The 13,319-nt window shown below is 58.9% G+C and carries 12 protein-coding genes; 4 read left to right on the forward strand and 8 right to left on the reverse strand.

The window, feature by feature from the left end:
- Positions 1-10 precede the first annotated feature (10 nt).
- From ACEN8Z_RS02325 to ACEN8Z_RS02335, 3 genes are all read right to left on the reverse strand, one after another.
- Complete coding sequence (locus tag ACEN8Z_RS02325; protein WP_007992840.1) at positions 11-2,293, reverse strand: ABC transporter permease subunit; 2,283 nt, start codon at positions 2,291-2,293, stop codon at positions 11-13.
- A 162-nt stretch (positions 2,294-2,455) separates the two neighbouring features.
- The gene (locus ACEN8Z_RS02330) at positions 2,456-3,457 is read right to left on the reverse strand and encodes a phosphate ABC transporter substrate-binding protein PstS (RefSeq protein ID WP_007992839.1); all 1,002 of its coding nucleotides are present in this window, start codon (positions 3,455-3,457) and stop codon (positions 2,456-2,458) included.
- A 235-nt stretch (positions 3,458-3,692) separates the two neighbouring features.
- Positions 3,693-4,991, reverse strand: coding sequence for an MFS transporter (locus ACEN8Z_RS02335; protein ID WP_495596657.1), 1,299 nt, complete (start codon positions 4,989-4,991; stop codon positions 3,693-3,695).
- Positions 4,992-5,353: 362 nt separating this feature from the next.
- Here ACEN8Z_RS02335 and ACEN8Z_RS02340 point away from each other — a divergent pair, with 362 nt between their 5' ends.
- On the forward strand, positions 5,354-5,758 hold the full coding sequence (locus tag ACEN8Z_RS02340) for an acyl-CoA thioesterase (RefSeq protein ID WP_007942704.1): 405 nt from the start codon (positions 5,354-5,356) through the stop codon (positions 5,756-5,758).
- Between the two features lie 68 nt (positions 5,759-5,826).
- A complete protein-coding gene (locus ACEN8Z_RS02345; RefSeq protein WP_495596658.1) occupies positions 5,827-6,726 on the forward strand; it encodes a D-hexose-6-phosphate mutarotase in 900 nt (299 codons plus the stop codon).
- A 131-nt stretch (positions 6,727-6,857) separates the two neighbouring features.
- On the opposite strand, the gene ACEN8Z_RS02350 is transcribed toward ACEN8Z_RS02345, so the two are convergent.
- The 4 genes from ACEN8Z_RS02350 to purE all read right to left on the reverse strand — a co-directional run bounded on the left by ACEN8Z_RS02350 (position 6,858) and on the right by purE (position 9,414).
- Positions 6,858-7,394, reverse strand: a complete 537-nt coding sequence (locus ACEN8Z_RS02350; protein ID WP_085716179.1) for a DUF3299 domain-containing protein — start codon at positions 7,392-7,394, stop codon at positions 6,858-6,860.
- 87 nt (positions 7,395-7,481) lie between these two features.
- Positions 7,482-7,727: a GlsB/YeaQ/YmgE family stress response membrane protein gene (locus ACEN8Z_RS02355; protein WP_057398954.1), complete on the reverse strand. Its 246-nt coding sequence runs from the start codon at positions 7,725-7,727 to the stop codon at positions 7,482-7,484.
- Between the two features lie 101 nt (positions 7,728-7,828).
- Positions 7,829-8,911 carry a 5-(carboxyamino)imidazole ribonucleotide synthase gene (locus tag ACEN8Z_RS02360; RefSeq protein WP_007995828.1) on the reverse strand — a complete coding sequence of 361 codons (1,083 nt, stop codon included), beginning with the start codon at positions 8,909-8,911 and terminating at the stop codon, positions 7,829-7,831.
- Positions 8,912-8,922: 11 nt separating this feature from the next.
- A complete protein-coding gene (purE, locus tag ACEN8Z_RS02365; protein ID WP_007971731.1) occupies positions 8,923-9,414 on the reverse strand; it encodes a 5-(carboxyamino)imidazole ribonucleotide mutase in 492 nt (163 codons plus the stop codon).
- 436 nt (positions 9,415-9,850) lie between these two features.
- Between purE and ACEN8Z_RS02370 the strand changes: the two genes are divergently transcribed.
- On the forward strand, positions 9,851-10,420 hold the full coding sequence (locus tag ACEN8Z_RS02370; protein ID WP_495596659.1) for a hypothetical protein: 570 nt from the start codon (positions 9,851-9,853) through the stop codon (positions 10,418-10,420).
- Between the two features lie 63 nt (positions 10,421-10,483).
- Here the strand turns inward: ACEN8Z_RS02370 and ACEN8Z_RS02375 are convergent, their stop codons facing one another.
- Complete coding sequence (locus ACEN8Z_RS02375) at positions 10,484-11,395, reverse strand: LysR substrate-binding domain-containing protein (protein WP_495596660.1); 912 nt, start codon at positions 11,393-11,395, stop codon at positions 10,484-10,486.
- 180 nt (positions 11,396-11,575) lie between these two features.
- Between ACEN8Z_RS02375 and aspA the strand changes: the two genes are divergently transcribed.
- Positions 11,576-13,000: an aspartate ammonia-lyase gene (gene aspA / locus ACEN8Z_RS02380; RefSeq protein WP_003229645.1), complete on the forward strand. Its 1,425-nt coding sequence runs from the start codon at positions 11,576-11,578 to the stop codon at positions 12,998-13,000.
- The last annotated feature ends 319 nt before the right edge of the window (positions 13,001-13,319 follow it).

A 13,319-nucleotide genomic window follows, 5' to 3' on the forward strand; every position in this document is an offset into this window, starting at 1 on the left:
TCTACCTTTCTTAAAGCGACGAGTATTTCTTGCGCAGACGCTGACGAATCAGTTCTGCGAGGGTGTTCATGACGAAGGTGAACAACAGCAGCACCAGCGCCGAGAGGAACAGCACGCGGTAGTGGCTGCCGCCGACTTCCGACTCCGGCATTTCCACTGCAACGTTGGCCGCCAGGGTGCGCAGGCCTTCGAACAGGTTCATTTCCATGACCGGGGTGTTACCGGTGGCCATCAACACGATCATGGTTTCACCGACCGCACGGCCCATGCCGATCATCAGCGCCGAGAAGATGCCCGGGCTCGCGGTGAGGATTACCACGCGGGTCATGGTCTGCCACGGCGTGGCACCCAGGGCCAGGGAGCCCAGGGTCAGGCCGCGAGGCACGCTGAACACGGCGTCTTCGGCGATGGAATAGATGTTCGGGATAACCGCGAAGCCCATGGCCAGGCCAACCACCAGGGCGTTGCGCTGGTCGTAGGTGATGCCCAGGTCGTGGGAGATCCACATGCGCATGTCACCGCCGAAGAACCAGTTCTCCATGAACGGGCTCATGTACAGCGACAGCCAGCCCACGAACAGGATCACCGGAATCAGCAGCGCACTTTCCCAGCCATCCGGGACTTTCAGGCGGATCGACTCAGGCAGGCGGCTGAAGGTGAAACCGGCGACCAGGATGCCGATCGGCAGCAACATCAGCAGGCTGAAGATGCCCGGCAAGTGCCCTTCCACATACGGCGCGAGGAACAGACCGGCGAAGAAACCGAGGATCACCGTCGGCATCGCTTCCATCAGCTCGATCACCGGTTTGACCTTGCGGCGCATGCCCGGGGCCATGAAGTACGCGGTGTAGATCGCAGCGGCAACGGCCAGTGGAGCGGCCAGCAGCATGGCGTAGAACGCGGCTTTCAGGGTACCGAAGGTCAGCGGCGACAGGCTCAGCTTGGGTTCGAAGTCGGTGTTGGCGGCGGTCGATTGCCAGACGTATTTAGGCTCGTCGTAGTTCTCGTACCAGACCTTGCTCCACAGCGCACTCCACGACACTTCCGGGTGCGGGTTATCGAGCAGCAGCGGATGCAGCTTGCCGCCGGCTTCGACGATCACGCGGTTGGCGCGAGGCGACAGACCGAAAATGCCTTGGCCTTCAGCAACCGGCTCCACCAGCAATGTGCGGTGGGCGGTGCTGTGGAACACGCCAAGCTTGCCGGAAGCGTCGAGGGCAACAAAACCCTTGCGGCGTTCTTCGGCGGTGATTTCAACGATAGGCGTGGTGCCCATCTGGAAGGTGCGGATTTGCTTCAGGCGTTGTTCGCCATCGGGGTCGCGAGCCATGAACCACTGGGCCAGGCCACCTTTGGAGTCACCGATGATCAGCGAAATGCCGCCCACCAGCTGGGTGCTGGCGGTGACTTGCGCTTCACCGTCTTCAAGCAGTTTGTAGCGACCGTTGAGGCTCTTGTCGCGCAGGCTGAACACGTCGGCCTGGGCACGCCCGTTGATCACGTACAACCACTGCTGACGCGGGTCGACAAAGATGTTCTTCACCGGCTCGTTCATCTGCGGCAGGTCGATGCGCTTCTGCTCGTTGGTGACTTCGCCGGTCATCATGTTCTCTTCGCTGGTCAGCGACAGAACATTGAGTTGCGAACCGGTGGCGCCAACCAGCATCAGGGTCGAGTCGTTGGCGTTGAGGCTGACGTGTTCCAGCGCACCGCCGGCTTCGTTCACCGCGATTGGCGCTTCGCCGTACGGGTACTCGACGGCCGGGGTGATGGTTTTCTTGCCATCCGGGTAGCTGACTTTATAGGTGTGACGGAACACCAGGGCCTGGCCGTTGGACAGACCCACCACCACCAACGGGTGACCTGGCTGGTCTTCACCGATGGAGGTCACGGTGGTGCCGGCCGGAATCGACAAATCGACGCGCTTGAGTTCGGCGCCACTGTCGATGTCGAAGAACAATGCCTGGCCCTTGTCGGAAACCCGCATCGCAACCTGGTTTTGTTCTTCCAGAGAGATCATCAGCGGCTTGCCGGCGTCTTGCATCCAGGCTGGCGTGATGGCGTCCTTGGCGGTCAGGCTCGCACCCTGAAACAGGGGCGCGACGACGTAGGCAAGGAAGAAGAAAATCAAGGTGATCGCGCCCAGTACAGCGAGGCCGCCAACGAGGACGTACCAGCGAGTCAGGCGATCTTTGAGCGCGCGAATGCGGCGCTTGCGTTGTAGCTCAGGCGTATTGAAGTCAATTCGCTTGGGGGGATTAGTAGTCATGTTGGAATTGGCCAGATCATTCATGCGCACACCCTAGCGATCCTGTATGACAGAAAGATGACAATGCAGTGACGCAACAAATCCGCCGCTAGCGGTAACCAGCAGTGGATAGAGAATTTGAGGTGTATGGGGGCGGCTCCTGCCGCCCCCATGTGAGTCCGAGGGGTTCACCTCGGACTCAATTTGTTACTTTTTTGCGACTTCAGCGCCGCCTTCCGCCAGACCCAGGTCAGCCAGAGCTTTGGCAGCTACTTTGGCCGGCAGTGGGATGTAACCGTCTTTCACTACAACTTCCTGGCCCTGTTTCGACAGAACCAGTTTCACGAACTCGGCTTCCAGCGGGGCCAGAGGCTTGTTCGGGGCTTTGTTGACGTATACGTACAGGAAGCGGGACAGTGGGTACTTGCCGTTCAGGGCGTTTTCTTCGGTGTCTTCGATGAACTCGGTGCTGCCTTTCTTCGACAGAGCAACGGTTTTCACGCTAGCGGTTTTGTAACCGATACCCGAGTAACCGATGCCGTTCAGCGAGGAGCTGATCGACTGAACGACCGAAGCCGAACCTGGTTGTTCGTTCACGTTAGGCTTGTAGTCGCCTTTGCACAGGGCTTCTTCCTTGAAGTAGCCGTAGGTGCCGGATACCGAGTTACGACCGAACAGTTGAACCGGCTTGTTGGCCAGGTCGCCGGTCACGCCCAGGTCACCCCAGGTTTTGACTTCGGTTTTAGCGCCGCACAGACGAGTGGACGAGAAGATCGCGTCGACCTGTTCCATGGTCAGGTGCTGGATCGGGTTGTCCTTATGGACGAATACAGCCAGGGCGTCCACGGCAACCGGGATAGCGGTTGGCTTGTAGCCGTACTTCTGCTCGAAGGCAGCCAGTTCGGTGTCCTTCATCTTGCGGCTCATCGGGCCCAGGTTGGAGGTGCCTTCAGTCAACGCAGGTGGCGCAGTGGCGGAGCCAGCGGCCTGAATCTGGATGTTTACGTTCGGGTATTCTTTTTTGTAGTTCTCAGCCCAGAGGGTCATGAGGTTGGCCAGGGTGTCGGAACCAACGCTGGACAGGTTGCCCGACACACCAGTGGTCTTGGTGTAGCTCGGGATAGCAGGGTCAACAGCGGCAACCGCATTGGCAGTCGCAACGCCAGCAGCGACAAAAGTCATTGCCGCCATCAAACGCTTCAGTTTCATGCCTTACTCCTAGCAGATAGGGTGTGTTAAGTCGGGGCCAAGTATCAGCAGGCCGTGTGAACACTCTATGGCTGAAATATGACAATTGGATGAATGGCCAGTATTCGGGTTTCTACTGGATGATTCGTGGCGCCCTCAATCGTGAGCAGGCTCGCTCCTACAGTTGAAATGCATTCCAAATGTGGGAGCGAGCCTGCTCGCGATTGGGCCGGTACAGACGATAAAAAAGTCGAGATCAACGACCCTTCTTCCAGAGATAAGCCCCCACCAGAATCCCGACACCACAGAGCACCGCCACATAATAGGCAGGCCCCATCGCGCTTTCCTTGAGCAACAGGCTGACGATCATGGGTGTCAGGCCGCCGAAAATGGCGTAGGCCACGTTGTAGGAGAACGACAAGCCACTGAATCTCACTACTGGCGGGAAAGCCTTGACCATCACGTAGGGCACCGCGCCGATGGTGCCGACCAGCAGACCGGTCACCGCGTACATCGGAAACAGCCAGTCGGGATGATCGGCCAGGCTGTGATAGAAGGTCCAGGAACTGGCCAGCAACGCCGTGCAGCCAAGGACGAAGACTCGCCCCGCGCCGAAGCGATCCGCCAGTGCGCCAGCGATGATGCAACCAAAACTCAGGAACACGATCGCCACGCTGTTCGCCTGCAGGGACGTTGTTGGCGAGAAGTGATAGACCGTCTGCAACACAGTTGGCGTCATCAGGATCAACACCACGATGGCAGCGGACAACAACCAGGTCAGCAGCATCGAAATGGCGATGGCGCCACGATGGTCACGCAGCACCGCACGCAACGGCACTTCTTCAGCCAGGGCTTTGCGTAGTTGCAGTTCGGCGAACACCGGGGTTTCGTGCAGCCAGCGACGCAGGTACACCGCGAACAGGCCGAACACGCCACCCAGCAGGAACGGGATACGCCAGGCGTAATCCGCCACTTCCACCGGGGTATAAATGCTGTTGATCGCCGTGGCGACCAGGGAGCCTAAAAGGATGCCCGCCGTCAGGCCGCTGGTCAGGGTGCCACAGGCATAACCGACATGACGTTGCGGAACGTGTTCGGAAACGAAGACCCACGCTCCCGGCACTTCACCGCCAATGGCCGCGCCCTGAATCACCCGCATCAACAGCAGCAGGATCGGTGCCCACATTCCAATCTGCGCATAGGTCGGCAACAAACCCATGATCAGCGTCGGCACCGCCATCATGAAAATGCTCAGGGTGAACATTTTCTTGCGACCCAGCAGGTCGCCGAAGTGCGCCATCACGATGCCGCCCAGCGGCCGTGCCAGGTAGCCGGCGGCGAAGATGCCGAAGGTCTGCATCAGGCGTAGCCACTCGGGCATGTCCGCCGGGAAGAACAGCTTGCCCACCACCGTGGCGAAGAACACGAAAATGATGAAGTCGTAGAACTCCAGCGCGCCGCCCAGGGCAGACAGCGATAGAGTCTTGTAATCGTTGCGGGTCAGCGGACGTGCGGGTTGGTCTGGCTGCGCGATGCTCGAGGGCGCTGTGGTCATGGCAAGGGCTTCTCTTATAGTCGGATCTGCAACCTCAACAACGCTGGCTGAGGTTTGGGCAGGTCCGGCACGATAGCAAATTGTTCGAAAAAGCACATAGAGGTGCGTTTTTGACGGTCAAAATGAGAACCGGACGGTCGTCGCGGAGTCTACTGACCGATATACTCAAAGCCTGCACCGGTTTTTGAGGGGTTGCTGTGCGAAAGCGCCTGTCAGGTTCATAGGCGATTTCGCAGAGTTTCCCTTTAGGCGCCTTATGGAAAACGTGACGAACGTAGTATGTTCGGTGCTGAATCGTTTTTCCCGAAGACGGCTACCACCAGCAATACCAACGAAGAGTCACGGGTCAGAGGCCCCCCGGCATGATAGAGCTCGAACAAGAAGATCCGATCCCGCAAGGCGACCTGGCCCTGCAAATCACCGCACTTCCTCGCGAAACCAACGGCTTTGGCGATATTTTCGGCGGCTGGCTGGTGGCGCAGATGGATTTGGCAGGCACCGCGATGGCCAGCAAGGTCGCCGGTGGACGCGTTGCCACCGTTGCGATCGACCGCATGGCCTTTCTGGTTCCGGTGGCGGTGGGCGCTCAGCTCTCCTTTTATACCCAAGCCCTGGAAATCGGCCGCAGCTCGATCAAGATGATGGTCGAGGTCTGGAGCGACGATCCGTTGTCCAGCGAGTGGCGTAAAGTAACCGAAGCGGTGTTTGTGTTCGTTGCCATCGACGGCAGCGGCCGCACCCGTTCGGTTCCGCCCAGGGCTCGATAAAGAGCTTCTAAACCTGGTAGCCGTTTTGCGGTCGATAGTCGTCCACGTTACTGATCGAGAGCTGTCCCATGAGCACGCCCAATGTTGAAGCCGTAAAACTGGATGAACTGAACTGCTGGCGTATCCGCCACGGGCAGGCCGAATTACTGGTGGCCCAGCAAGGTGCGCACATCCTCAGTTATCAACTGACCGGCCAACCGCCGCTGATCTGGCTCAACGACGAGGCCGTGTTCAAGACCGGCAAGAGCATCCGTGCCGGCGTGCCGGTGTGCTGGCCGTGGTTCGGCAACTTTGCGCGCAACCCGCAAAGCGTGCAGGCGATGCGTGTCAGCGGTGAAGCGCCGTCGGCTCACGGCTTCGTGCGAGCGATGGATTGGGAACTGGGCGGCATCGAAGCCGAAGGCGAAAGCCTGAAGGTCGAATTCCTCCTGCCCTACCCCGAAGGTGGCTTTCCCGGCTGGCCGCACCAGGTGGATTTGACGCTGAGCATCCGCCTCGACGAGCAATTGCACATCCATCTGACCAGCCACAACCGGGGTTCTGGAACCGTCAGCATCAGCCAGGCGCTGCACAGCTACTTTGCCGTCAGCGATGTGCGCGACGTGCACGTCGAAGGTGTGGACGGCCTCAACTACATCGAAACCCTGGACAACTGGAAAACCGTGACCCAGACCGGTGATCTGCGTTTTACCGGCGAGACCGATCGCATCTACCTCGACGTCCCGCCGCAGTTGAGCATCGTCGATCCGGCCTGGGAGCGACGCATCGTACTGACCAGCAGCGGATCGCGTACGGCGGTGATCTGGAACCCGTGGATCGACCGCGCCGCCGCGTTCAGCGACATGGCCGACGACGGCTGGCAGCGCATGCTGTGCATCGAGACGGCGAACGTGATGGACGATGTGGTGAACCTGAAACCAGGGGCGAGCCATACCCTGGGTGTGAGTATCGGCAGCAAACCGCTCTAAACAACACCACGAAAACAATGTGGGAGCGGGCTTGCTCGCGAAGGGGCCATAACATTCAACATCATCGTTGCCTGTTACACCGCCTTCGTCGGAACGCCGCCCGGAGCAAGCCCGCTCCCACATTTGAATCTCTACAAGTCTGATTCTTTTACTACTCTGACTTTCTCCGCATCCAGCGCATATGCCGCATCAGCCAGGTCATTGCTGACCTTCTCGATTTTCAGCGTGCCGGTGACCCACAGCGGTGTGTAGATGTCGTTCAGCTTCAGGCCCTTTGGATAGCGCACCAGCACCAGCTGATTGGGCGGTGGCGGCGGTACGTGAATGCAGGCGCCCGGGTACGGCACCAGGAAGAACAACGTACTGCGACCCTTGGCGTCGGACTCCAACGGCACTGGGTAACCGCCAATGCGGATGTTCTTGTCGTTCATCGACGCAACGGTCTTGGTCGAGTACATCACCGCCGGCAAGCCTTTGGCCTGCTTCATCCCACCCTTGTCGGTGAAAGTGCCATTGGCTTCGGGGGAGTTGTGGTCGATTTCGGGCATGGCCTCGAGGGCTTTCTGGTCCGACTTGGGCATCAATTCGAGCCAGTCGGTTTCCGGCAGTTCGCCGGCATGGGCAAGGCCCGAACCCAATAAAACAAGAGTCAACAAAAGACGGCGCATGAAGGTGCTCGGTAAAGGGAAGAACAGGAAACGCCGAGCATTCTAGCCCTCCCGACCGGTTTGGCGGAGAGGGCTTTGTCGCCTGGATCAGTTCTTTTTGATCAGCCCGTAGATCACCAGCAACACAATGGCACCCACCAACGCACCGATGAAGCCTGCGCCCTGGCCGGCCTGATAGATACCCACGGCTTGACCGCCGTAAGTGGCCGCCAGCGAACCGCCGATACCGAGCAGGATTGTCATGATCCAGCCCATGCTGTCATCGCCCGGTTTCAGGAACCGCGCCAGCAGGCCGACGATCAAGCCGATAAAGATGGTTCCGATAATTCCCATGGCATTTCCCTCTGATTGATTGGCTATAGCCTAGCCAGACTTTGGCATCCTGCCATGAGAGAACGGCGGTCCCTGAATGGTTCCGCCGCTGCCACATGAAACTATTCGGCGATGAGCGCTTCGACCTTTAGGATCTGCGCAGCCAGCGTCTCGCGGTCCGCACAACGCAGGTTGGCGTGCCCGACCTTGCGGCCGACCTTGAACGCCTTGCCGTAGTGATGCAGATGGCAATCGGCGATGGCCAGGACTTTCTCGGCGTCCGGCACTTTACCGATGAAGTTGAGCATCGCGCTTTCGCCGACCTTGGCGGTCGAACCCAGCGGCAAACCGGCAACGGCCCGCAGGTGGTTTTCGAATTGGCTGCACTCGGTGCCCTCGGTGGTCCAGTGCCCGGAGTTGTGCACGCGCGGGGCGATTTCGTTAGCCTTGAGGCCACCGTCGACTTCGAAGAATTCGAACGCCATCACGCCGACGTAATCCAGCTGCTTGAGCACACGGCTGGAGTAATCTTCGGCCAGGGCTTGCAACGGGTGGTCGGTGCTGGCCACGGACAGCTTGAGGATGCCGCTGTCGTGGGTGTTGTGCACCAGCGGATAGAAGCGGGTTTCACCGTCGCGGGCACGCACGGCAATCAGCGAGACTTCACCGGTGAACGGCACGAAGCCTTCCAGCAGGCAGGCGACGCTGCCCAGCTCGGCGAAGGTGCCGACCACATCTTGAGGGGTGCGCAGGACTTTCTGACCCTTGCCGTCGTAACCCAGGGTACGGGTCTTCAGCACCGCCGGCAGACCGATGGAAGCCACGGCGGCGTCCAGATCGGCCTGGGACTGGATGTCAGCGAACGCCGGAGTAGGAATCCCCAAGTCCTTGAACATGCTCTTCTCGAACCAGCGATCGCGGGCGATGCGCAGGGCTTCGGCGCTCGGGTAGACCGGGACGAATTGCGACAGGAAGGCCACAGTCTCGGCCGGGACGCTTTCAAACTCGAAGGTCACCAGATCGACTTCATCGGCCAGCTGACGCAGGTGATCCTGGTCGCCGTAATCGGCGCGCAGATGTTCGCCCAATGCAGCAGCACAAGCGTCCGGAGCCGGGTCCAGAAAAGCGAAGTTCATGCCCAGCGGAGTGCCCGCCAGCGCCAACATGCGACCCAACTGGCCGCCACCGATTACACCGATCTTCATCGTCAACAACCTCAGGCGATGCGTGGGTCTGGATTTTCCAGGACGCTGTCTGTCTGCTCAGCACGGAAGGTTTTCAGCACCGCGTGGAACTGCGGGTGCTTGGCGCCAAGGATACTCGCCGACAACAGCGCGGCGTTGATCGCACCGGCCTTGCCGATGGCCAGGGTGGCAACAGGAATGCCCGCAGGCATCTGCACAATGGAGAGCAGCGAATCAACGCCCGAGAGCATGGCCGACTGAACCGGCACGCCCAGCACCGGCAAGTGGGTCTTGGCTGCACACATGCCTGGCAAGTGGGCCGCGCCGCCAGCACCGGCGATGATCACCTCGATGCCTCGTGCTTCGGCCTCTTCGGCGTACTGGAACAGCAGGTCCGGGGTGCGGTGGGCAGAAACCACTTTCACCTCGTAGGGGATGCCGAGCTTTTCCAGCATATCGGCGGTGTGGCTAAGGGTGGACCAATCGGACTTGGAGCCCATGATCACGCCAACCAGTGCACTCATCGTCGTGCCTCTTCTCTCTGGGCGCCCGCAGGCGCATCAAAAAACAACAAGCCACGCAGGATGCGTGGCTTGATTGTACGAATTATGGCCGGGGCGAACCGGCCGAAGGCCGCGCAGTATACCGCAATACGGCAGATAAACAGCCCCCTTGCGACCAGCTGTCGTTTACTACTAAACGGCACCTTTATTGACTTGAGAATCAAGAATTCCTCAAAAACATTAAGGGACTTTAAATGATCAACTTCCGTAAATTTATAAATTCTCACTTCAGAAATAAAATATAAAACACTCCATAAGTTGCTATTGAATGATGATGATATATATAGCGCGACATTAGAAGACTTATTTGCACAGAACCTCGTTCTTATTTACTTACAGCAACGAGCTATTTAATTGGCGCCCAACGCCACTTTTCAAAACCATAGGAATGTCTCCCATGCCACGCCCACTAGTGCTGATTGTTATTATTCATAAAGATTTATCAGATCATGATTTCGACGATATTTACGAAAACCATTTCAAATGGTTGAAAACGGAATTCGAAACGCTCTCCGGCAGACCATTCGGGATGGTTTTCGTACAAGCTGCGGACTCACGGCGCCTCGGAGACCACAGTTATAAAGTAGACACACCTGACCACGCTCTCTATTCCTGGCAACTAAAAGTCGACGAATATTTAAATTTCTACCCCGACGACGACTACGACCATTACACCCAAAAGTTTCTTCTGCTCACACGTGACAACCTCAGCAGTACCGTTGCAGGGATTGCAGCTCAAACCGGCAACTGTGCAATTGCATCGATTAACGGCGACCAGACGCCAGCTCATGAAGTGGGTCACATGTTCGGGGCAGAACATGAGGACTTCGAGGTTTACTACAACGGCTGGTGGGACGAAACCATCATGGTATCTGGTTCGCTTGAATCGTCTCTCAGAGGAAATGCCAAGCGTTTCAGCGACAGAAACAGGGAAAACATCCGCAAGTATCTCGAAGAACACGCTTGAACCATGTTGAATCATGCGGCAGCGAGGAGCGAAAAAAACATGGATTTCGCTCTTCGCGGGCCGTCAAGCGGTAGAACCCGCTGCCCCGCCCTCCAATTTGCGCCACAACAACCGCACGTTGGCCTTGCGTACCAGTGCGCAGCGATACAAGCGGATCTCCAGCGGCACATGCCATTGCGGGCCGCCGCATACCACCAGTTCACCGCGCGCCAGCTCGGCACGCACGCTGAGCTGGGGTACCCAGGCAATGCCCAGGCCTTCCAGGGCCATGCTTTTCAGGCTGTCGGCCATGGCGGTTTCGTAGATCGTGGTAAACCGCAGTTGACGCTGGCGCAACAAACCATTCACCGAACGCCCGAGAAACGCACCGGCGCTGTACGCCAGCAGCGGTACGCTGCCTTCGCCTTCCAGATCGAACAGCGGTTTGCCATCGGCGTCCGCCGCGCAGACCGGCAGCATTTCGGTGTGGCCAAGGTGCAGCGACGGGAAAATTTCCGGGTCCATCTGCATCGCCGCGTCCGGGTCGTAGAACGCCAGCATCAGATCGCAGCCGCCTTCACGCAAGGCATGCACGGCGTCACCAACGTTGGTCGCGACCAGTCGCGTTGCGATGTTCAAGCCTTCGTTGCGCAATTGCGCGATCCAGCGCGGGAAAAAACCCAGCGCCAACGAGTGAGCGGCGGCGACCTGCATCACCTCGCCCTGCCCGCCTTCCAGATGATGGAGATGGCGCAGCACTTCGCCAAGCTGTTCGACCACGGTGCGCGCAGTGACCAGAAACAATTGCCCTGCCGCCGTCAGCTCGACCGGCGTGCGTGAACGGTTGACCAAAGTCAGTCCCAACGCGGCTTCGAGGCTGCGGATCCGTCGGCTGAAGGCCGGTTGGGTCACGAAGCGTCGTTCCGCGGCCTGGGAGAAGCTGCGGGTGGCGGCCAGGGCACTGAAGTCCTCAAGCCATTTACTTTCCAGATTCATCACGTCCTCCCGGACACGCACCAATTTAGGTCGCACGCTTGCCGTCAACGCGGCGTCACACGGGCATTATGCCGAATGTGCATAGGCTAGTGTTTAACAGCATTGGCCCAAAATTTCGCACAAGCCTAGCATTCACAGCGTTCCGGCACAGACCGGGTCCATATTGAGATGATTTCTATCATGTCCTCCGCTGCATCATTCCGCACAGAAAATGACCTGCTTGGCGCCCTCGAAGTACCGGCTCAAGCGTATTACGGTATCCAGACCCTGCGAGCGGTGAATAATTTCCGCCTTTCGGGCGTTCCGATTTCGCACTACCCGAAACTGGTTGTCGGTCTGGCCATGGTCAAACAGGCCGCTGCTGACGCCAACCGTGAGTTGGGTCACCTGAGCGAAGCCAAGCACGCTGCCATCAGCGAAGCCTGTGCACGTCTGATCCGCGGCGACTTCCACGAAGAGTTCGTGGTGGACATGATTCAAGGCGGTGCTGGCACTTCGACCAACATGAATGCCAACGAAGTGATCGCCAACATCGCGCTGGAGGCCATGGGCCACCAGAAAGGCGAATACCAGTACCTGCACCCGAACGACGACGTGAACATGGCGCAGTCGACCAACGACGCCTACCCGACGGCGATCCGTCTGGGTCTGTTGCTCGGTCACGATGCCCTGCTCGCCAGCCTCGACAGCCTGATTCAGGCGTTCGCGGCCAAGGGTGAAGAATTCAACCACGTCCTGAAGATGGGTCGTACCCAGCTGCAAGACGCCGTGCCGATGACCCTGGGTCAAGAGTTCCGTGCTTTCGCCACCACCATGGGCGAAGACCTGGCCCGTCTGAAGACGCTGGCCCCGGAACTGCTGACTGAAGTGAACCTGGGCGGCACCGCGATCGGCACCGGCATCAACGCCGACCCGCGCTATCAGGCCTTGGCTGTACAGCGCCTGGCCCTGATCAGCGGTCAGCCGCTGGTTCCGGCCGCCGACCTGATCGAAGCTACCTCCGACATGGGCGCCTTCGTGCTGTTCTCCGGCATGCTCAAGCGCACTGCGGTCAAGCTGTCGAAGATCTGCAACGACCTGCGCCTGCTCTCCAGCGGCCCACGCACCGGCATCAACGAAATCAACCTGCCGGCACGTCAGCCAGGCAGCTCGATCATGCCAGGCAAGGTCAACCCGGTTATTCCGGAAGCCGTTAACCAGGTGGCCTTCCAGGTCATCGGTAACGATCTGGCGCTGACCATGGCGGCCGAAGGCGGCCAGCTGCAACTGAACGTGATGGAACCGCTGATCGCTTTCAAGATCCTCGATTCGATCCGCCTGCTGCAACGCGCCATGGACATGCTGCGCGAGCACTGCATCGTCGGCATCACCGCCAACGAAGCCCGCTGCCGTGAACTGGTCGAGCACTCGATCGGTCTGGTTACCGCACTGAACCCGTACATCGGCTACAAAAACGCCACCCGCATCGCCCGTATCGCCCTCGAAAGCGGCCGCGGCGTGCTGGAACTGGTGCGCGAAGAAGGCCTGCTCGACGAAGCCATGCTCGCCGACATCCTGCGCCCGGAAAACATGATTGCTCCGCGTCTGGTGCCTCTGAAGGCATAACCCGACGCGTTACCCGTAGCACCGCTCACCAGGTCGAGGGACTAGACACCTCTCACCTTTTGAGGGCTTGGAGATCACTCTCCAGGCCCTTTTTTTTAACTGTTTGATCCTGAGAACCGTATGTCTGGGGACTGACCAATGTGGGAGCGGGCTTGCCCGCGAAGGCGGCGGCACATTCAACAATGATGTGTCTGATAGATCGCTTTCGCGAGCAAGCCCACTCCCACCAAGAGCAGCTCCCACATAGCCTGACAGCAAAAATGTCAGGTGTTTCAAAGCCTTCGTTTCACCGCTTGCACCACAACCGTGCAGACGGACG

The sequence above is a fragment of the Pseudomonas sp. Pseusp10 genome, assembly GCF_059492225.1.